At 72.9% G+C, this 19,737-nt stretch carries 19 protein-coding genes; 15 read left to right on the top strand and 4 right to left on the bottom strand.

The genetic code is table 11. The features are described 5' to 3' along the window. Nucleotides 1-49: 49 nt before the first annotated feature. Nucleotides 50-427, bottom strand: a complete 378-nt coding sequence (locus ACI79H_RS00410; RefSeq protein WP_456552390.1) for a DUF4190 domain-containing protein — start codon at nucleotides 425-427, stop codon at nucleotides 50-52. A 169-nt stretch (nucleotides 428-596) separates the two neighbouring features. Here ACI79H_RS00410 and ACI79H_RS00405 point away from each other — a divergent pair, with 169 nt between their 5' ends. Then, nucleotides 597-1,796, top strand: a complete 1,200-nt coding sequence (locus tag ACI79H_RS00405; RefSeq protein WP_456552389.1) for an acyl-CoA dehydrogenase family protein — start codon at nucleotides 597-599, stop codon at nucleotides 1,794-1,796. Between the two features lie 80 nt (nucleotides 1,797-1,876). On the opposite strand, the gene ACI79H_RS00400 is transcribed toward ACI79H_RS00405, so the two are convergent. Continuing rightward, nucleotides 1,877-2,569, bottom strand: a complete 693-nt coding sequence (locus ACI79H_RS00400; RefSeq protein WP_456552388.1) for a DUF4230 domain-containing protein — start codon at nucleotides 2,567-2,569, stop codon at nucleotides 1,877-1,879. 131 nt (nucleotides 2,570-2,700) lie between these two features. Between ACI79H_RS00400 and ACI79H_RS00395 the strand changes: the two genes are divergently transcribed. The 10 genes from ACI79H_RS00395 (at nucleotide 2,701) to ACI79H_RS00350 (ending at nucleotide 16,381) form a co-directional block, all read left to right on the top strand. Next, entirely contained in the window at nucleotides 2,701-3,636 is a 936-nt protein-coding gene (locus ACI79H_RS00395; RefSeq protein WP_456552387.1) for a quinone oxidoreductase family protein, read from the top strand. A gap of 54 nt (nucleotides 3,637-3,690) precedes the next feature. After that, on the top strand, nucleotides 3,691-5,229 hold the full coding sequence (locus ACI79H_RS00390) for an acetolactate synthase large subunit (RefSeq protein WP_456552386.1): 1,539 nt from the start codon (nucleotides 3,691-3,693) through the stop codon (nucleotides 5,227-5,229). A 138-nt stretch (nucleotides 5,230-5,367) separates the two neighbouring features. Beyond that, entirely contained in the window at nucleotides 5,368-6,030 is a 663-nt protein-coding gene (locus ACI79H_RS00385; protein ID WP_456552385.1) for a DUF4142 domain-containing protein, read from the top strand. Nucleotides 6,031-6,037: 7 nt separating this feature from the next. Continuing rightward, nucleotides 6,038-6,700, top strand: coding sequence for a class F sortase (locus ACI79H_RS00380; protein WP_456552384.1), 663 nt, complete (start codon nucleotides 6,038-6,040; stop codon nucleotides 6,698-6,700). Between the two features lie 73 nt (nucleotides 6,701-6,773). After that, nucleotides 6,774-7,190 carry a nuclear transport factor 2 family protein gene (locus ACI79H_RS00375; RefSeq protein ID WP_456552383.1) on the top strand — a complete coding sequence of 139 codons (417 nt, stop codon included), beginning with the start codon at nucleotides 6,774-6,776 and terminating at the stop codon, nucleotides 7,188-7,190. 98 nt (nucleotides 7,191-7,288) lie between these two features. Beyond that, entirely contained in the window at nucleotides 7,289-11,068 is a 3,780-nt protein-coding gene (locus tag ACI79H_RS00370) for an ABC transporter ATP-binding protein (RefSeq protein ID WP_456552382.1), read from the top strand. 1,128 nt (nucleotides 11,069-12,196) lie between these two features. Then, nucleotides 12,197-13,555, top strand: a complete 1,359-nt coding sequence (locus ACI79H_RS00365; protein ID WP_456552381.1) for a serine hydrolase domain-containing protein — start codon at nucleotides 12,197-12,199, stop codon at nucleotides 13,553-13,555. Nucleotides 13,556-13,660: 105 nt separating this feature from the next. Further along, nucleotides 13,661-14,569 carry a CpaF family protein gene (locus ACI79H_RS00360; RefSeq protein ID WP_456552380.1) on the top strand — a complete coding sequence of 303 codons (909 nt, stop codon included), beginning with the start codon at nucleotides 13,661-13,663 and terminating at the stop codon, nucleotides 14,567-14,569. A gap of 197 nt (nucleotides 14,570-14,766) precedes the next feature. Then, complete coding sequence (locus ACI79H_RS00355; protein WP_456552379.1) at nucleotides 14,767-14,928, top strand: hypothetical protein; 162 nt, start codon at nucleotides 14,767-14,769, stop codon at nucleotides 14,926-14,928. Nucleotides 14,929-15,805: 877 nt separating this feature from the next. Then, complete coding sequence (locus tag ACI79H_RS00350) at nucleotides 15,806-16,381, top strand: hypothetical protein (RefSeq protein ID WP_456552378.1); 576 nt, start codon at nucleotides 15,806-15,808, stop codon at nucleotides 16,379-16,381. A gap of 181 nt (nucleotides 16,382-16,562) precedes the next feature. On the opposite strand, the gene ACI79H_RS00345 is transcribed toward ACI79H_RS00350, so the two are convergent. After that, the gene (locus ACI79H_RS00345) at nucleotides 16,563-16,952 is read right to left on the bottom strand and encodes a hypothetical protein (RefSeq protein ID WP_456552377.1); all 390 of its coding nucleotides are present in this window, start codon (nucleotides 16,950-16,952) and stop codon (nucleotides 16,563-16,565) included. Between the two features lie 172 nt (nucleotides 16,953-17,124). Here ACI79H_RS00345 and ACI79H_RS00340 point away from each other — a divergent pair, with 172 nt between their 5' ends. After that, nucleotides 17,125-17,259 carry a hypothetical protein gene (locus tag ACI79H_RS00340; protein WP_456552376.1) on the top strand — a complete coding sequence of 45 codons (135 nt, stop codon included), beginning with the start codon at nucleotides 17,125-17,127 and terminating at the stop codon, nucleotides 17,257-17,259. Nucleotides 17,260-17,264: 5 nt separating this feature from the next. After that, nucleotides 17,265-17,459 (top strand): hypothetical protein, encoded by a 195-nt coding sequence (locus tag ACI79H_RS00335; RefSeq protein WP_456552375.1) that lies wholly within the window; start codon nucleotides 17,265-17,267, stop codon nucleotides 17,457-17,459. A 74-nt stretch (nucleotides 17,460-17,533) separates the two neighbouring features. On the opposite strand, the gene ACI79H_RS00330 is transcribed toward ACI79H_RS00335, so the two are convergent. Beyond that, on the bottom strand, nucleotides 17,534-17,926 hold the full coding sequence (locus ACI79H_RS00330) for a hypothetical protein (RefSeq protein ID WP_456552374.1): 393 nt from the start codon (nucleotides 17,924-17,926) through the stop codon (nucleotides 17,534-17,536). Nucleotides 17,927-18,264: 338 nt separating this feature from the next. On the opposite strand from ACI79H_RS00330, the gene ACI79H_RS00325 reads away from it, so the two are divergent. Together ACI79H_RS00325 and ACI79H_RS00320 are read left to right on the top strand one after the other, a co-directional pair. Then, nucleotides 18,265-18,561 (top strand): hypothetical protein, encoded by a 297-nt coding sequence (locus ACI79H_RS00325; protein ID WP_456552373.1) that lies wholly within the window; start codon nucleotides 18,265-18,267, stop codon nucleotides 18,559-18,561. 36 nt (nucleotides 18,562-18,597) lie between these two features. Beyond that, nucleotides 18,598-18,885: a hypothetical protein gene (locus tag ACI79H_RS00320; RefSeq protein WP_456552372.1), complete on the top strand. Its 288-nt coding sequence runs from the start codon at nucleotides 18,598-18,600 to the stop codon at nucleotides 18,883-18,885. Nucleotides 18,886-19,737: the final 852 nt, after the last annotated feature.

Genomic DNA, 19,737 nt, shown 5'->3' with positions numbered 1-19,737 from the left:
GCAGTTCCCCACGACGGCCGCCCGGTGCTCCGGGCGGCCGTCGTCGCGTTCAGGGGGCGAAGCCGTCGTTGGTGAGGGCGACGAGCGCCACCATCCAGAACACGATCACCAGCACGAACAGCGCGGTGGCGATGCCGCCGACGATGATCCCGGCCAGCGCGAAGCCATCGCCGGCCTCCTGGGTCCGGCGGATCTGCCGGCGGGCGAGGATGCCCGTGACCAGCGCGGCCGGCGCGAACACGAAGATCAGCACCAGCGACACGATCGCCAGCGAGTTGGTCGGCCGCCCGTAGGGGTAGGGCGGCTGACCGTACGGACCGGGCGCGTAGGGCGGCTGGCCGTAGCCGGGTGGCGCGTACGGGGGCGGGGCCCACGGGTGCTGCCCCTGCCCGGGCCGGGACCAGCTGCCGTCGTCCGGGGTGCTCATCGGTCTCCTCGTGCTCGCCGGCGGGTGGCCGGACGCCGTCGGGGGCCACTCCACCACGGCTCCCGGCCCCCCGGAGGAGGTGACGCGCTGGAGGCACGCGGCGGGCGGCCGGATGGCGTGGCCCATACTTCCCGGTAACTACGGACACCGGAGTCCCCGGAGGAGACCGATGACCCGCTTGGCCCAGACCGCGGACCTGACCGACATCCAGCGCGAGATCCTGTCGACGGTCAGGAGCTTCGTCGACCGGGAGATCATCCCGAACGCGCAGGAGCTCGAGCACGGCGACACCTACCCGCAGGAGATCGTCGACGGGCTCAAGGAGCTCGGGATCTTCGGCCTGATGATCCCCGAGGAGTACGGCGGCCTCGGCGAGTCGCTGCTCACCTACGCCCTGGTGGTCGAGGAGATCGCCCGCGGCTGGATGAGCGTCTCCGGCGTCATCAACACCCACTTCATCGTGGCCTACCTGCTGCGCCAGCACGGCACGCAGGAGCAGAAGGAGCACTACCTCCCGCGCATGGCCACCGGCGAGGTGCGCGGCGCGTTCTCCATGTCCGAGCCGGGCTTGGGCTCCGACGTCGCCGCCATCCGCACCAAGGCGACCAAGAACGCCGACGGGAACTACACGATCAACGGCCAGAAGATGTGGCTGACCAACGGCGGCAGCTCGACCCTGGTCGCAGCACTCGTGCGCACCGACGAGGGCGCCGACCGCGCGCACGAGAACCTGACCACCTTCCTGGTGGAGAAGCCGGCCGGCTTCGGCGAGGTCGTCCCGGGGGTCACGATCCCCGGGAAGATCGACAAGATGGGCTACAAGGGCGTCGACACCACCGAGCTGGTGTTCGACGGCTACCAGGCCAAGGCCTCCGACATCCTCGGCGGCGTCCCGGGCAAGGGCTTCTCGCACATGATGGACGGCGTCGAGGTCGGCCGGGTCAACGTGGCCGCCCGCGCCTGCGGCATCTCCATCCGCGCCTTCGAGCTGGCCATCGCCTACGCCCAGCAGCGCGAGACCTTCGGCAAGCCGATCGCCCAGCACCAGGCGATCGCCTTCCAGCTCGCCGAGATGGCGATCAAGGTCGAGGCCGCCCACCTGATGATGGTCAACGCCGCCCGGCTCAAGGACGCCGGCAAGCGCAGCGACGTCGAGTCGGGCATGGCCAAGACCCTGGCCAGCGAGTACTGCGCCGAGGTGACCACGCAGTCGTTCCGCATCCACGGCGGCTACGGCTACTCGAAGGAGTACGAGATCGAGCGGCTCATGCGCGAGGCGCCGTTCCTGCTCATCGGCGAGGGCACCAGCGAGATCCAGAAGACGATCATCAGCCGCGGTCTGCTCAAGGAGTACAAGCTCAAGGGCTGACGGCCACCCACACACGAGATCTGCACACTCGGGGCATCCCGCGCTCGGAGAGCCCCGAGTGTGCAGATCTCGTCGAAGGGTCAGTCGCGGCGTTCGTCGAAGGCGACCTCGACCTCGTCGACGCCGAGCGAGCGGGCCAGCCCGGTGAGCATCGCGCGGGTGTTGGTCTCGGCGCGCTCGCGCAGGTCGCTCCCGGCGGCGGCCGCCGCCAGCCGGTCCTCGGCCATCGCGTACAGCGCGCCGTCGTCGACCGGGTCGTCCTCGACGGCGTCGCCGATGCGCTCGACCAGACCCCGGTCGCGGTCCAGGACGCGGCTCTCGTCCTGGTCGATCCGCACCTCGTCCAGCTCCGGCGCCGGCAGCTCGATGGTCGCGGTGGTGCCGTCGGCGGACAGCGTCACCGCGCCCTCGTCCAGCGCGCCGAAGTCGACGTAGGCATCGGCGGTGCCGGTCGCGAGCAGCTGGACCCGCTCGCCGCTGATCACCGAGGGCACGTAGCGGGTGTCCACCTCGCGGTCGACGACGACCTGGAAGGTGCCGCTCGCCGCGTGGTACTCCTCGAGGTCCTGCAGGGCCAGCAGCAGCGGGGTGGTGCTGCGGTCGACGACGTCCCGGCCGAACGGGTCGTCGGGCAGCCAGCCGGCCACCTGCATGCCGACCGGCACGAGGACGGCGGCGCCGGCGCCGGCCGCGATCAGCCGGAGGGGCACCCGACGGCGGCGGCGCGGAGCGGGCTCGGCGGCGGTGGGGCGGGACTGGAGCAGCGTGGGCATGCGCGACCTCTCGGGGGCAGGGGGAGGGGCGGTGCTGCTGCTGCAGCGACGGGAGCCGGGCCCGCATTCCCGACGCGGGCGCTCCCCGTCCCGCTGGTGACGCAGCGCAGCCGTACGTGTAGGCAGAGGACATGCGCGCAGCCGGTGTGATCGAGTTCGGTGGGCCCGAGGCCCTGCAGATCGTCGACGTCGAGCCGGAGCCGCTCGGGCCCGGCCAGGTGCGGATCCGGGTGCAGGCGGCCGCGGTGGCGCCGACCGACACCCACGCGCGCTCCGGGGCCTACGCCGGCCGGGACCCGTTCAAGACGCCGCCGTGGGTGCCGGGCATGGACGTCGCCGGGATCATCAGCGAAGTGGGCGAGGGCGTCGAGCACCTGACCGTGGGCGACCTCGCGATGGGCATCGTCGTCCCGATGGGGCCGCACGGCGCCTACCGCGAGGACAAGGTGCTCTCCGGCAACTCGGTGGTGCGGGCACCCGAGGGCACCACGGCCGTCGAGGCGTGCACGCTGCCGATGAACGGGCTGACCGCCCGCATGGCGCTGGACCGCATGGCCCTGCAGCCGGGCCAGGTGCTCGCGGTGACAGGGTCGGCCGGCGCGTTCGGCGGCTTCGTCGTCCAGCTGGCCAAGGCCGACGGGCTGACCGTCGTCGCCGATGCCTCCGAGGCCGACGAGGGGCTGGTGCGCAGCCTCGGCGCGGACGTCGTCGTCCGGCGCGGGGACGACGTCGCCACGCGCATCCGCGAGCTCTACCCCGAGGGCGTCGACGGCCTGGCCGACGGCGCCGTGCAGAACGAACTCGTGCTGCCCGCGGTGAAGGACGGCGGCGTGGTGGCCACCGTCCGCGGCTACAAGGGCGACGGGGAGCGGGGCGTGCAGGGCCTCCCGTGCCAGGTTGCTCGGGCCGCCGAGGACCGGGCGGGGCTGGACCGGCTCCGGCAGCAGGCGGAGGACGGCGTCGTGACGCTGCGGGTGGCGCGGACCTTCCCCGCCGAGCAGGCCGCCGACGCGCACCGGCTGCTCGAGGCCGGAGGCATCCGCGGACGCATCGTGCTGACCTTCTAGGCGGCACCTGCCCCCGGTGTGGCCTCCGCCTGTGACCCGTGCCATGGTCGGCGGGTGAACGGCGCACAGGCACTGATCCGGACCCTGGTCGACGCGGGCGTGGACGTCTGCTTCTCGAACCCCGGCACCAGCGAGATGCACTTCGTCGCTGCGCTGGACGACGTCCCCGAGATGCGGGGTGTGCTGACCCTGTTCGAGGGCGTCGCCACCGGCGCCGCCGACGGGTACGCCCGGATGGCCGGCCGGCCGGCGGCCACGCTGCTGCACCTCGGCCCCGGCCTGGGCAACGGCCTGGCCAACCTGCACAACGCCCGCCGAGGCGGGGCGCCGCTGGTCAACGTCGTCGGCGACCACGCGCGCTCGCACAAGCGGCTGGACGCCCCCCTCGAGTCCGACATCGACGCCATCGCCGGCACCGTCTCCGGGTGGGTGCGCCGGTCGCTGTCCCCGGCCGACGTCGCCGGTGACGCGGCGGAGGCCGTCGCCATGGCGAAGAAGACCGGCGTCGCCACGCTCATCCTCCCGGCCGACGTGTCGTGGGAGGAGGGCGCCGAGCCCGCCACCCCGCTGGCCGTCCGGCACCGCCCGCACGCCGCGCCGGCGCTCATCGCGGGCATCGCGAAGGTGCTGACCGGTGAGGAGACGGTGCTCTTCCTCGGCGGCGACGTCATGGCCTCGCCCGAGGGCCAGCTGGCCGCGGCGCGGGTCGCCGCCGGTACCGGCGTGCGCCTGGTCGCCGAGACCTTCCCGGCGCGCACCGCCCGCGGCGCTGGCCTGCCCGACCTGCACCGGCTGCCCTACCCGCCGGAGATGGCGATGGCGGCGCTGAAGGGCACCAAGCACCTCGTCCTGGCGGGCGCCACCGCGCCCGTGCACTTCTTCGCCTACCCCGGGCTGCCCGGGCACCCGGTGCCCGAGGACTGCACGGTGCACGTGCTCAGCCAGCCGGGGGAGAACGGTGTGGCCGCGCTGACGGCTCTCGCCGAGCTGGCCGCCCCGGGCGCCGAGCCGCAGGTCATGGAGCGGGAGACGCCCGAGCTGCCCACCGGGAAGCTGACCCCGCGCACGATGGCGGCGGTGGTCGGCGCGCTGCTGCCCGACGACGCGATCGTCGTCGACGAGGCGCTCACCTCGGGCGCGGGGCTGACCGAGATGACCTCGGCCGGGCCGCGGCACGACTGGCTGTCGCTGACCGGCGGCGCGATCGGCGACGGTCTGCCCATGGCCCTGGGTGCGGCCGTGGCCTGCCCCGACCGGCCGGTCATCGGCATCCAGGCCGACGGCAGCGCGATGTACACGATCTCGGCGCTGTGGAGCTACGCCCGCGAGCAGGCCAACATCACCACGATCATCTGCGACAACGGCTCCTACGCGATCCTCGAGCACGAGCTGACCCGCGTCGGTGCGGCCAGCGACGGCGAGCGGGCCCGCAAGCTGCTCGACCTGACCGGCCCGGCGCTGGACTTCGTCTCGATCGCGGAGGGCATGGGAGTGCCGGCCTCGCGGGCGACCACCGCCGAGGAGCTGGCCGAGCAGGTGCGGCACGCGCTGGCCGAGCCCGGGCCGCACGTCGTCGTCGCCACCCTGCGGTAGCGCGCCGGGGCGCCGCTCGGTGGCGCCCGATCTTGTGACACGAGGCATGGCTGCGGTACGGCCGGGTACCGCAGCGCCCGAGCGGCGGTCCGGTGAGCAGGGCCGGGCGAGGTCGTTCGGAGCTACGGAGTCCCTTCCATGCGCATGCTGTCCCGTCTCGCTCTCCTCCCGGTCGCCGTCGTCGGTGCCGTCGTCCTGACCGCCGCGCCGGCTCTGGCCGCGCCGTCGGAGCAGGACGTGGCCTGGATGCAGGCCGCGCACCAGAGCAACCTCGCCGAGATCGCCGCGGGCACCGCGGCCCAGCAGTCCGCGACCACGCCCGAGGTCAAGCAACTCGGCCAGATGTTCGTCCAGATGCACACCGAGCTCGACACCGCCCTCACTCAGGCCGCCCAGCAACTCGGCGTCCAGCTACCGGCCGAACCGACCGCCGAGCAGCAGCGGCAGCTGGCCGCCGTGCAGCAGAACACCGGCCGGGCCTTCGACACCGCCTGGATCGCCCAGCAGATCGGCTCGCACACCACCACGCTGGCTGCGACGCAGCGCGAGCTGCAGAACGGTTCCGACCCGGCCGTCCTCGAGCAGGCACGGACCGCGACGCCCGTCGTGGAGCAGCACCTGGTCGAGCTCCGGCAGGTCGCCGCGCAGTACGGCGTGCCGACCTCGGTCCCGGGTGGGTCCGGTGGCCAGGCGGCCGACGGCGGTACCGGAGCGCTGGGCTGGGGCCTGGCGGGTCTCGGTGCCGTGGTGCTCCTCGCAGGCACGGCGGGGCTGGTGCGCCGTCGGCAGACCGCCGGGTGAGCCCGGCGTGACGTCCGCGCGCGCCCGGCACCTGGTGCTGGTCGTCGCGGGCGTCACCCTCGTCGGCTCGGGGGTGGCGCTCGCGCAGGCCTCGCCCCGTGCCGACGTCCCGGACCTGGGGACGGCGCCCACCGCGGCGCCGTCCCCGGCGGCCGAGGAGTCCGTACCGCGCACGCACGAGCCGGTGGCGCCGCCACCGGTCGCCCCGGTGCCGCCCCTCCCGGCTGCGGCGCCGGTCGCGGTGCAGCTGCCCGGCGCCGGCGAGCCGGTGCCCCTGGTGCCTGTCGGCGCACTGGCGTCGGGTGCCCTGCAGCTGCCGGAGCGCCCGACGGTCCTCGGCTGGTACGCCCCCGGCGCGGTGCCGGGGGACGACGCGGGCTCCGCGGTGCTGGCCGGGCACGTCGACTCGGCGGAGTACGGCTCCGGCCCGCTCGAGCAGCTCTACGCCGTCGACCTGGGCGAGGTCGTCGAGGTCGCGGACGCGGCGGGGGAGCGGCACCGGTTCGCGGTGGTGTCGCGCACGTCGTACCGGAAGGCGGCGTTGCCGGCCGAGGTGTTCCGCACCGACGGCCCCCCGCAGCTGACGCTGATCACCTGCGGCGGCGCCTTCGACGAGGCGACCGGGAACTACGCCGACAACGTCGTCGTGGTGGCCGAGCCGGTCGCCTGACGCACCGGGGCCGGACCGCTTCCCACGCGAGGTCACCGGGCGGATGATCGGGGCACCGACCCCGGGAGTCGCCATGACCGACACCTCCCCGCAGGCACTCGCCGCGCGCAGCCCCCGCGAGGTGCTGGAGGACCACCTCCGGCTGGCCGCCCAGCCCGACGGGTTCGAGGCCGACCTCGCCCGCAACGTTGCCGAGGACGTCGTCGTGCTCACCGGGCGGGGCGTCTTCCGCGGGATCCCGGGCGTGCGCGAGCTCGCCCGCCAGCTGATGACCGAGATCCCCAGCGGGCGGTGGACCTACGTCACCTGGCTGGTCGAGGGGCGGATGGGCCTGCTGGAGTGGACGGTCGACGAGGGGCCGTTCCGCATCCGCGACGGCGTCGACTCCTACCTCATCGAGGACGGCCGCATCTGCGCCCAGACCATCCACTACACGGTCGAGGACGAGTTCGGGAACGTGCTGATCCGGGCCGACGGCACCCGGCCCTGACCCCCCGGCGGGACGGGGCGGGCACGAGGGCGCTGGTCGTCGCACACTGAGCAGGTGCCGCACGCCTCCGTCGTCCCGCCCGGGGCGGCGGTCCCCTCGTGACGGCGACCGAACTGCAGCGTCCCGGCACCCGCGGCGCGGCCGCGCCCCCACCACCGGAGGGTGGCTGGCTCAAGCGGTTGATCGGCTACTGCCTGCGGCACCGCGGCGACCTGGTCGGCGCGTTCGCGGCCGCGCTGGTCGCCTCCGTGACCGCGGCGCTCGCCCCGCTGCTGGTGCGCGAGGTGGTCGACCGGGTGGTCGCCGGCGCGGACTCCGGCCGGGCCGTCGACGTCACGCCGTTCGTCGTCGCGCTGATCGGCGCGGGGGCGCTGCGCTTCGCCGCCGGGTTCGTCCGCCGGTACCTCGCCGGCCGGCTGTCCCTCGACGTCCAGATGGACCTGCGCAACGACGTGCACGCGGCCCTCGCCCGGCTCGACGGGCCCGAGCAGGACCGGCTGCAGACCGGCCAGACGGTCAGCCGCGCGATCAGCGACGTGACGCTCGTCCAGGGCCTGCTCGCGTTCTTCCCCAACCTGACCGGCAACGCGCTGCTTTTCGTGGTCTCGCTGGGCGTGATGGCCTGGCTCTCCCCGCTGCTCACCCTCGTCGCGCTGGCTGTGGGGCCCGCGCTGTGGGTGCTGGCGCTGCGCTCCCGCCGCGACCTCTTCCCGGCCAACTGGGCGGCGCAGCAGCAGGCAGGCGCGGTCGTCGGGGACGTCGAGGCGGCCGTCACCGGCGTGCGCGTGGTCAAGGGCTTCGGCCAGGAGGGTCGCGAGCTCGACCGGATCGACGACGGCGCCCGCCGGCTGTTCGGCGCCCGCATGCGGGTGGTCCGGTTCACCTCGCTGTACAACCCGCTGCTGCAGGCGGTGCCGGCGCTCGGCCAGGTCGGGGTGCTGGCGCTGGGCGGCTGGCTGGCGCTGCGCGGCTCGATCTCGCTGGGCACGTTCCTGGCCTTCGCCACCTACCTCGCCGCGCTGGTCTCCCCGGTGCGCCAGCTGGCCGCCCTGCTCACCATCGGGCAGCAGGCGCGGGCGGGAGTCGAGCGGGTGCTCGAGGTCGTGGACACCCGCCCGGCGCTGGTGCCCGGCACCGGCTCACTCCCCGCCGGGCCGCTGGCCGTCGAGCTGGACGACGTCACCTTCGCCCACGACGACGACCGGCCGGTGCTGTCGGGGGTGACCCTGCGGATCGAGCCGGGGGAGACCCTCGCGCTGATCGGCACGGCGGGCTCGGGCAAGTCCAGCGTGGTCACCCTGCTGCCGCGCTTCTACGACGTGTCCGAGGGTGCGGTGCGCGTCGGCGGGGTCGACGTCCGCGACCTCGACACCCGGGAGCTGCGGGCAGCGATGGGCGTCGTCTTCGAGGACAGCTTCCTGTTCTCCGACTCGGTGCGCGCCAACATCGCCTTCGGCCGCCCGGACGCCACGGACGACGAGGTGCGCGCCGCCGCCCGCGCCGCGCAGGCCGACGGGTTCATCACCGAGCTCCCGCACGGCTACGACACCGTCGTCGGCGAGCAGGGGCTGACGCTGTCCGGTGGTCAGCGGCAGCGGGTCGCGCTGGCTCGCGCGCTGCTGGTCGACCCGCGCGTGCTGGTGCTGGACGACGCCACCTCCGCCGTCGACGCGGCCGTGGAGGCGCGCATCCACGAGGCGCTGCGGTCGGAGGTCCGGGGGCGGACGACGCTGCTGGTCGCGCACCGCCGCTCGACGCTGGCGCTGGCCGACCGGGTCGCCGTCCTGGACGCCGGCCGGGTGGTCGACGTCGGCACCGCCGCGGAGCTCGAGGCGCGCTCGCCGCTGTACCGGTTGCTGCTCTCCGGCGCCGAGGGCGAGCTGCCGCCGGTCGAGGAGCTGCCGCCCGGCGGCACCACCCCCGAGGCGTGGCCCGAGCCGGAGGCGCCCGCGGAGGACGACGGCCCGTCGCGGGCGGCCACCGGCTCCATCGGTGCGCCCGGTGGCGGCGGGGGAGGTGGCGCGGGGATGGCTGCCGCGGCCGCACCCACCGCGGCGCTGCGGGAGATGGTCGACCGGCTGCCCCCGGCCACCGGGACGCCGGACGTGCCGGCCGAGCGGGCCCGGGCCGCGGACCCGGACTTCTCGCTGTGGCGGCTGATCCGGCCGTTCCGCTGGCCGCTGGCCGGCGCCCTGGTGCTGGTCGCAGGTGACACCGCTGCCCAGCTGGCCATCCCCGCCCTGGTGCGCACCGGTGTCGACGACGGCGTGGCCGCGGGCTCGCTGGGCCTGCTGCTGACCGTGGCGGCGGTCGCGCTGGTCGTCGTCGTGGCCGACTGGGCGCTGGTGCGCGGGTCGACGAGGCTGGCCGGCCGCACCGGCGAGCGGCTGCTCTACACGCTCCGGGTGAAGACCTTCGCCCAGCTCCAGCGGCTCGGCCTGGACTACTACGAGCGGGAGCTCGGCGGCCGGATCATGACGCGGATGACGACGGACGTCGACGCGCTGTCGGCGTTCCTGCAGACCGGGTTGACCACCGCGGTGGTCAGCGTGCTCACCCTGACCGGGGTGCTGGTCGCGCTGGTCGTCCTCGACGCGGAGCTCGCGCTGGTGCTGGTGGCCGTGCTGCCGGTGCTGGTGGTGGCCACGGTCTGGTTCCGGTCGCGGTCGGTACCGGCGTACACGGAGGCCCGCGAGCGGGTCAGCGCGGTCAACGCCCGCTTCCAGGAGGACGTCGCCGGGGTGCGGATCACCCAGGCGTTCGACCGCACCGAGCGCTCGACCGAGGTGTTCGAGGGGTACGCCCGCGCCTACCGCGACGTCCGGCTGCGGGCGCAGCGCTACATCGCCACCTACTTCCCCTTCGTCGAGTTCCTGTCCGAGGTGGCCGCCGCCGCGGTGCTGGCGGTCGGTGCGGCCCGGCTGACCGACGGCGGCATCACCGCGGGCGTGCTGATCGCCTTCGTGCTCTACGTGGACACGTTCTTCGCGCCGGTCCAGCAGCTCTCGCAGGTGTTCGACAGCTACCAGCAGGCCGCCGTCGGCCTGCGCCGGGTGCGGGACCTGCTGCGCACGCCGACGTCGACCCCGGCCGCGGTGCAACCCGAGCCGGTGGGCCGGCTGCGCGGCGAGGTGCGGCTGGCCGACGTCACGTTCGCCTACACCGGAGCGCCGTCTCCGGCGCTGCGGGACGTGACGCTGACCGTCGCGCCGGGGGAGACGCTGGCGCTGGTCGGGGAGACGGGGGCGGGCAAGTCGACGGTGGTGAAGCTGGTCGCCCGCTTCTACGACCCGACCTCGGGCGCGGTGTGCGTGGACGGCAGCGACCTGCGCTCCTTGGACCTGGGGGAGTACCGGCAGCGGCTGGGCGTGGTGCCGCAGGAGGCGTTCCTGTTCGCCGGCACGGTGCGCGACGCGATCGCCTACGGCCGGCCCGACGCGACCGACGCCGAGGTGGAGGCCGCCGCCCGGACCGTCGGCGCGCACGACATGGTCGCGGCGCTGCCGCGCGGCTACCGCACGCGGGTGGGGGAGCGAGGCCGGTCGCTCTCGGCCGGGCAGCGGCAGCTGCTCGCGCTGGCCCGCGCGGAGCTGGTCGACCCCGACGTGCTGCTCCTCGACGAGGCGACCGCGTCGCTGGACCTGGCCACCGAGGCCGCCGTGACCCGGGCGGCCGACGCCGTCGCCCGGCGGCGGACGACGCTGGTCGTAGCCCACCGGCTGACCACCGCCGCCCGCGCGGACCGGGTCGCCGTGCTCGACCACGGTCGGCTGGTCGAGGTGGGCACGCACGACGAGCTGCTGGCCGCCGGAGGTGCCTACGCCGCGCTGTGGGCGGCGTTCACCGCGGACGAGGACGCCGACCCGCTGATGGACTGAGGCTGATTCGCGGTCTCTGTGCAAGCGAGAGGCACGCCGCCTTTGAGAGACGCGGTGTGTAGTCGAGCGGAGGTTCCGGGGGGAACAGGTCACCTGCAGAGGCGTCTTCCGCTCCCTCATCGTCAGGCGGGATACACCCAGCGCTTGAGCAGCTACGGCCTGTCGCGCCGCTCGTCTCTTGCTCGTCATTGGGAGCCATCCGCCCTCGTAGGTCACACTCGCCTATTGCCACTGAGGGGCACGTGGCCGGACCGTTGCCGGGTGTCATCCCCGCCCGCGAGGCGGCCTGTGCGCCGTCATCGGCTCCAGCGACTCAAGGGTTGGCAAACGCTGGTCGCCGCTCTGGTGGCAGGCGTCGCGGCCGTCGTGGCGGCCTTCATCACTTCAAGCGGGGGATCTGACAACTCTGAGGGGTCTGTGAGCGGTCCATCCACCAGCAGCCCCACAGATCGGACGCAAGCTCCGGCCGTCGTCTCGATGACGAGCGTGACCCTGGCGTCCGCCGAGGCGGACAGCGTCGTCATGCGTATCGCCGGCACCTCGTCCGACGTCCCCGAGTGGGCGGCAATCTTCGTCCTGGCCGAGCCCGCTACGACGAATGAGGCGGACGGGTCACCAAGCCCTACTCCCCAAGCCGGGCCCACGGCTGCAGACAGCGGGCTTGTGCCCTGGTTGGTGTCTCCGCCTGCCAAGAAGCGGGCCGCAGGAACGTGGGAGGTCGACTTCCCGCTTCCGCCCCAGACGCCGCTACCCTTGCGGTTCACGGCACTCATCAAGTACGGCTGTCCGCCGGAATATGCGTGCTCGATCCCTCCCCTCGAAGAGGACCTGACGAGTCGAGGACTGGCTGACTTCACAGTGTCCAACTCGATCGTCGGACCGTAGAAGCCGTCAGTCGCCTGGCAGGAGCCACGCCAGGCCGTGCACGTTCACGCCAGGCCATACATCTCACGTTGCTGAGCTACCTGTGCCGCCGTACACGGGCCTACGCCGTTCGCGCGCCCCGACTCGTCGCGCAGCGTCACGGCGGCTGGCGGCTCGGACTCGCTGTTCGGCGGCTCGGGTGACTACTTCGCCCTAGCTGACGGGTCGTCCACGAGGGTGCCGCAGCCCGGCTACGCTCCCGCGGTGCCGCGAGCTGCCGAGTACCCCACTGCCCACGCCGCCCCGCGGAACCGGTGGATGCGGAGGGCACTGCTCGGCGCATCGTTTGCGCTCGCCGGCGTCTACCGGTGGCAGCGACCGCTGCTCCTCACCGGCACCGGGTACGCCGCCCACAACGCCTGCGCCGTGCGGCACGTCGCCGGGCGGAGCGACGCCGCGGCCGACCTGCCGCCCAACCCACTGGTCCGGGTCCTCCGGGTGCGGGAGGACGGCGACACCGCCGAGGTTGGTCTTCTCGGGCTGCTCACCCGGCAGCGGGCCTGGTACACGCCGGGCTTCGGGGCCACGGTCGCTCGGTCCCGGCCCGCGCTGCCCCGGCCGGTCGACGTGCCGGCCGGTGCCAACCCGTTCACCTCGGCGCCCGCGCCCACCGCGGAGCCCGCGGTCGAGGCAGCGCTCAGCCGCGCCTTCGGGGACGATCTCGATCCCGCCGACCGGGCGGCCCTCGGCACGCGCGCCGTGCTGGTGATCCGCGACGGCCGGCTGGTCGCCGAGCGGTACGCGCCCGGGTTCGACGCCGGTACGCCGCAGCTGGGCTGGTCGGTGACGAAGAGCGTCATCAACCTGGTCGTGGGCCGGCTGGTCCAGCAGGGCGTGGTGTCGCTCGACGACGCGGGCCTCCGCCCCGAGTGGGCCGGTGACGCGCGGTGCGGTATCACCGTCCGCCACCTGCTGAGCATGACCAGCGGCCTGAGCTGGGACGAGACCTACGCCCTCGGCACGCCGATCACCCGGATGCTCTACATGGAGGAGGACATGGGTTCCTACGTCGCCTCCCGCGAGCTCGCCCACGAGCCGGGCACGTTCGTGCAGTACTCCTCGGGCAGCACCACCCTGCTCTGCAGCGTCCTGGCCGAGCGGAGCGGGCTGGGGGCCAACCTGCCCCGCACGCTGCTGTTCGGCCCGCTGGGGTTGTCGAGCGCGGTGCTGGAGACCGACGGCGCCGGGACCCCGGTCGGCTCCTCCTACATGTGGGCCACCCCCCCGGACTGGGCCGCGGTCGGCCAGTTCGCCCTCGACGACGGCGTGTGGAACGGGGAGCGGCTGCTGCCCGAGGGGTGGATCGCCGAGTCGGTGACCGCGGTGCGCGGGAGCGGGGAGCAGGACGGGAACGCCGCCGGTTGGTGGGCCAACCTCCGTGCCGACGGAACCCTGGTGCACCCCGAGCTCCCCGAGGACGCCTACTTCGCCCAGGGCCACGACGCGCAGTGGATCGCGGTCGTCCCGTCGGCGCGGCTCGTCGTCGTCCGGCTGGGGTTCACCCCCGCGCGGGAGGACGACCGGGTGCCGCGGCTGGTCGCGGACCTGCTCCCCTCGCGCTGAGCACCGGCCGGGCGTTCACCCGGCCGGGTGGACCTGCGGGTGCGTCGTCCACAGGTTGGCTGCGGAGCGTCACGTCGGACCGCTGGGTTCTCCTAGGGTCCGGCCGTGGCGAGCGCTCTGGACGTGGTGGACGGCGAGGTCCGCGAGCTGATCCGCCGCCGCGGGCTGGACCCGTTCACCGACCCCGGGCCGGTGCGGCTGCTGGTGCGCGACGTCGTCGCCGACTACTCCGAGCGGTCGCTGACCTCGGCGCTGCCGCCGATCGGTGACACCGAGACCGTGGTCCGCGACGTGCTGGACCGGGTGGCCGGTTTCGGGCCGCTGCAGCGCTACCTCGACGACCCCGAGGTCGAGGAGATCTGGGTCAACGAGCCGGGCCGGGTGTTCGTGGCCCGCCGCGGCCGGTCGGAGCTGACGACGACGATCCTCGCGCCGGGCGAGCTGGCCGACCTGGTCGAGCGGATGCTGCGCACCTCGGGTCGGCGGATCGACATGTCGACCCCGTTCGTGGACGCGACGATGCCGGACGGCTCGCGGCTGCACGTCGTCATCCCGGACATCACCCGCCGGCACATGGCCGTCAACATCCGGAAGTTCGTGCTGCAGGCGCACTCCCTCGACGAGCTGATCGCGCTGGGGACGATCACGGCGCAGGCCGCCCGTTTCCTCGAGGCCGCGGTGGCGGCCGGGCTCAACGTGCTGGTCTCCGGCGGGACGCAGGCGGGGAAGACGACGCTGCTCAACTGCCTGTGCGCGGCCATCCCGGCACAGGAGCGGGTGATCACCTGCGAGGAGGTCTTCGAGCTCCGCGTGCCGCTGCCCGACCTCGTCGCCATGCAGACCCGTCAGCCCAACCTCGAGGGCGCCGGTGAGATCCCGTTGCGCCGGCTGGTCAAGGAGGCGCTGCGCATGCGGCCCTCGCGGATCGTCGTCGGCGAGGTGCGGCAGGAGGAGTGCCTCGACCTGCTGATCGCGCTGAACAGCGGCCTACCCGAGCTGACCTGTGCGCGGTAGAGGGGGCCCACCGAGAGGCTTCCCGGTAACGCCCCGTATGCGGGAACGACACGCGGAGTGACGACAGGTCTAGCTTTATGGCGGTCTATCCGCCTACTGTCTCGGCAGCGCCCCGCCATGAGGGGCGCCCCCGGCGCCGGGCGGCCACCCAGCAACCGGGGACTTCTGCAACACCGACTAGACCGGAGTGCAGCACCGTGGATCTTGTCACGCCCTCGAACGTCCTTGACCTCGCCGAACGCCGGGCCGTCATCCGCCAGCAGCAGGCTGCGGAGGCCCAGGGAGCCGACCTGCATCTCCAGCTCCTCGAAGAGGCGCAAGCAGACATCGGTCTCCTCTTGGGCCGGGCGGTCATGTAGCGCCGGATCCGAAGACGACGAAGGCCCCGACTCCCAGAAGGGAGGCGGGGCCTTCGTTCTTGACCTCGGCAGCGACCGACCGCTCTTTGTGCAACGAGATCTACCTTGTCTACAAGTTCGTCACGGCGATCGGGTACTTCCCGCACAATTGCCGCCGCCACCCGAGCAATTGCCGCCTGACCAGCGATTCCTCGTCTGGCGCGGTCCTCCTGGCCCCGGCGAGCATCCGCCGACACCAGGCCGTGAAACATCGTGAAACATTCCGGCGCCGACGCTGTGTCAGGCGAACAGGGCAGTCTCAGTGGTGCCTCGGAGATGCGTCCCGGCTCTATCCACCGGGAGGCCGCTTCGCGGTGTTGGACCGCTGCGACTGAGTAGCGGTGCAACGTCACCACTCGTAGGGCGGGAAGCCGGTCAGGCGACCAACCACACCGGCTCCCCGCAGCCCCGAGCCGCCCACGTCGAGCACCACGGAGCCACGAATGACTGTGCCAGTCCGGACAACCCCCGCCGATGCCGCCCACCGGATGACCGCGACGACGGAAGTCGCGGCGTGATCCAAGGGGATCCCCTGCATGACGCCGCGATGCAAGCGGTGGAGGTGGCCTCCCTGCGGCACCGTGAGGCGCTGGAGAGCGGTGACGCGGTCGCCGCAGCCCGCGAAGAACTCGTGTTCGTGCGCGTGCTCCGGTGTGCCGAGAGCAAGGGGCTCACCGTCGCCGACTTGTGCCGTGCCTCGGCTCTTGACGGGCCGTACCTCTGGCACCTGCTGAGGGAGTAGACGACGAAGGCCCCGTCTCTCACGGTTCGGTGAGAGACGGGGACCTTCGCGTTCGGCCGGACGAGGCTGTCGGCGGCACCTGCGACGCTGCCATGCATGGACGCATCGGCAATCGTCGCGGTCGTGGCCGCAGGCATCTCGTTGGCGGCGCTCGGTGCCTCGATCTACCAGGCCCGAAGCGCCCGCGATCAGGTAGCGGAGTCCAGAGCCCAGACAGAGCTGCAACGCCAGATGCACCGCGACGCCGCACAGCCCTACGTGTGGGCGGATGTCGTCCCCGATGAGGGGCAGGGGCAGTTGCTCAAGGTCATCGTGGAGAACAGTGGCTCGACGGTCGCCCGGGACGTGCGCGTCCGCTTCGACCCGCCGTTGACTGACCAGCTACGCCGAGACAGAGAGCACTTCACCGGGCTGGACGGCGGTATCTCCGCTCTAACGCCGGGACGCAGGATGACGTGGCCCCTGGGAGTGGCGCACAAGTTGATGGCCGATGAGATCGGGGGCGCGCACACGGTAGTGGTGGACGCGGTCGGCCCATTCGGTCCGGTCGAGCAGTTGCGGTACACGATCGACCTGTCCCAGTGGCGGGAGGGCTCCGCCGTCCCTCCGGGCACCCTGCACGAGGTGCGGAACGCGATCACGGACGTCGCGAAGGCGCTCAAGAGCCGGTGAGGGCAGCGCCAGCCGCGACGCCATGGTCAGGGCCACCTTCATCGATGCCTACTGCGATGCTCACCAGCGTCGCCTCTTCGACGCCGCGACGCGGCAGGACTCGACTACGTCGTGCCCCGCGACGACTGAGCAGTCGCACCGCTGTCTGACTAACGGCAAGACTGTGGAGCTGTCTACAGCCTCAGTGGACGGCGGCTGCGTGCTCCTCGTCGAGCGCCTGGCCGACGGCCTCGTGCAGCCGGCGCAGCCGCTCCAGGTCTGACCTGCTGCGCGACCAGTCGCGGTAAGCCTGGTCGACGCGCGCTGTACCGCGGCGCGCCTCGTTTCGGCGGTGGACGTCGCTGTGGACAAGCTCGGCGCGACCGGCGCCGCCCTCGCGGATGCCGTCGCGCAGCCCGAAGCACTCGACGTACGGGCCGGAGCGGACGACGACGTGCCGGCCGGTGATGCGGGCGACGGTGCCGGCTCGGTGGCGTCGGCGGGCGAAGTCCAGGCCAGCCTCGATGGTGACCGGGTCGCCGGGCGCGAGCGCGGCGAGATCGTCGGCGGTGAGCCGGTCTTCGGCGGCCAAGGGCTTCCCTCCGGTGGCGTGGCGTGCGGGTGCCCGGGGGAAGCCAAGCAGCCATTGAGGTTACTCCGGGTTGACCGTCGGGCCGCCCGATCAGGTGAGGGCTGCTGCCCGTCCGGGCGCATCACCGTGCTCGCGCTCACCGACGGTGACCATCGACGGCAGGATGCCTGCCGTGACCCTCACCCGGAAGCTGCTTGCCTCTCTCACCACGGTCGCCGCGGCCGCCGGGCTGATGCTGTTCGGCACCGTAGGCGAGATGACCGCCGCCAACGCCGGCATCACGACATCCATCGAAGCGGGGCGCTGAGCCTCGTGGAGTTCATGATCTGGCTGCTCGCGCTGCCCTTCATCTGCCTGGGGCTTGCGATCTTCGCTGCTGGCGCGGTGTTCATGGTTCCGCTGCTGGTGATCTTCGGCGTGCCAGCGTTTGCGCTGACCATCGGGGCGTGGCCCATCGCCATCGCCTGGCTGTTGGGCGTCGGAGTCCTCTCACTGAAGAACGCCTGACGTCTCAAGCGACGAGCGCGCACGGTCAGCTACCTTGCTCGCCCGAGAAGCTCGTCTTGGTCGTGCGCGTCGGCTCAGTCGCCTCTCACGCGGCCGTAGAACCGAGGGGCAGCCACCGTTAGGGACCCGAAGCCGGCCCCGGCCAGACTGGCGAACAAGATGGCCCTCTCCGGCACCTCAGCCGAGAGCACCGCAGCGATGAGGCCGCCGACCACCACCGCGAGCGACAGGTAGGTCAGGCCGGCCCACGCGCGGTCGATCTGTCGAGCGCGTCTGCCTGCTTCACGCTCAGCTAGCTCGGCCAACTCCGCTCGAACGAGTTCCGTGATCGGCGACCGAAGCTCGTCCGGCAGGTCTCTTAGCAGCGCGACGTGCTCCCGAAGCCGACGGCGAAGGGTGGGCAAGCCGCGGCTGACAGCTGCGCCGACGAGCGCGGTGGCCACGACGGTCAGCAGCTGCTCCCACACGGCGCGCCAGCCTACGGACGTGAGCCGACCAGGTCGCCCGAAGCGCCGCTTTCAGCGGCGCGCGACCTTGCGGAACCCTTGCGCCTCGCTCGCGGTCACCGTGCGGAGGGCCAGCCAGTGCTGGCCAGAAGAGCGCTTGCGAGCAAGAGCCAGACGGGGCGTCGCGACATGGCGACAGCCTAGGGGCGGCCGGACCGTCCAGCAGGGGCCTGTGGCTGGACGGTCCGCTACCGCTGGCGGGGCCGTACACCTCGCCCATAGCGCCCCCCGGTCAGAGCTCGGTATCCGGTCACCGGAGTCCGATGCGAACCTGCCCGTGGAAGCGGCAGGATGACCGGGTGAGCAGAGTCGTCATCCCCGGCAACAACCCGCCCTCCGGCCGGGGCCACCGCCACGAGGTCCCCGGCTACCCCAAGCGAGAGCTCTACCGGCACGGCGGCGAGGTGGTGCAGTGCACTTGCGGCGACCTGTTCCAGCTGGTCTGGGTGGCCAGCGCAACGCAGCGGGGCAAAGCGTGGGAGTGGCGCCCCGTTTCCCGGTGGAAGCGGAGTCTCCGCAGGCAGGCCCTCGACCGTATTGCCGCGGAGCAGCAGGCTCAGCGTGATGCCTGGGCACGTTGGTCGTCGAACGGCTGACGGGCGGTTGGCGCGTGTAGGCGGCAGGCTGCCCGCATGAGTGTCTTCCGCGTGACCATGGAGTTCGACCTCGAGATCCTCGACGAGGAGCCGGCCAAGGCGCTCACCGCTGAGCACTGGCGGACGGCCGCCCAGGCCATCATCGACGAGGGCGGACACATCCAGTCCGAGGGCGGAGCGTCTCCCGAGGTAGCCGGCCGAGGCATGGCCGACCACCCGCAGGCCGTGGCGAGCACCGTTGCCTTCCGGCTCCTCGCAGAAGGGGCACATCTCCGCCCGTTCGTCCGCGTCACCGATGTGGAGGTGAACAACGAGCCGAAGTAGCTGCGAACGGCCTCCAGTACCGGTCCGGCGGCCCCATCGGGTGAGACGGTGGCCGGTCGGATTCCCTGCGGCGCCTAGACCTGGTCACGATCGGCGCATGAAGTACCGGGCGGCCGCGGCGATGCCGTACAACGACGTCGAGCGAGCCACCTCGGCCTGCGCGGGCAGTTGCGGCTGCTGGCGATCGACGGCGGCGGAAACGTCGACTGGGCGACCCTCAACGTGCTTGGACCCACCGAAGCCCCCGGACTCCGAGGCGCCACCTGGTTCGAGTGGGAAGCGACTGTGGAGACACGGCCCGACGGCGGGTGGGCCGTATGCCCGCCCCGTGCCCCTGCTGAGGGTTTGCAGAGCGCGCCGTCGACGCCGTCATGAGCTGACGCCATAACGTCATCGGCCGTGTCTGCCTACCGCATCACCTTCGGCGAGCGGGCCGTCGTCGGATCGTTCGAGGCTGTGGACGATGACGCGGCGATCACGCACGCCCGCGCCTGCGCGTTGAGCCTGCCTCGGCGTTCCCCGGACGTGGCCACGAGAAGCGACTTCCGGCTGGACCGCCGAGACGGTGAACGCTGGGCGGCCGTGTATGCGTGGGTGCCCCGCGTGGAGGCGCCCCCTTGGGCCGGGCCGGGTACCCCGGCGCGTCGGCCGCTTGCGACCGCCTGACCGGGGCTGCGCAAGACGGATCAGCGCCGCACATTGTGGCTCTCGCGCGTCCACGCCGTGTCGCTCGGGCAGCCTGAGCGGTCCCGCTGTGGGCGACCGACGAGGGGTGCGGGCGCCGAACACCTTGGATCATCGCCGAACAGTCGAGGCAGCGGCGGGTCTGGCCAGTGTCAGGCGTATCGGCGA

The organism is Blastococcus sp. SYSU D01042, assembly GCF_054050515.1.
This window is presented reverse-complemented; position numbering and strand designations above follow the sequence as displayed.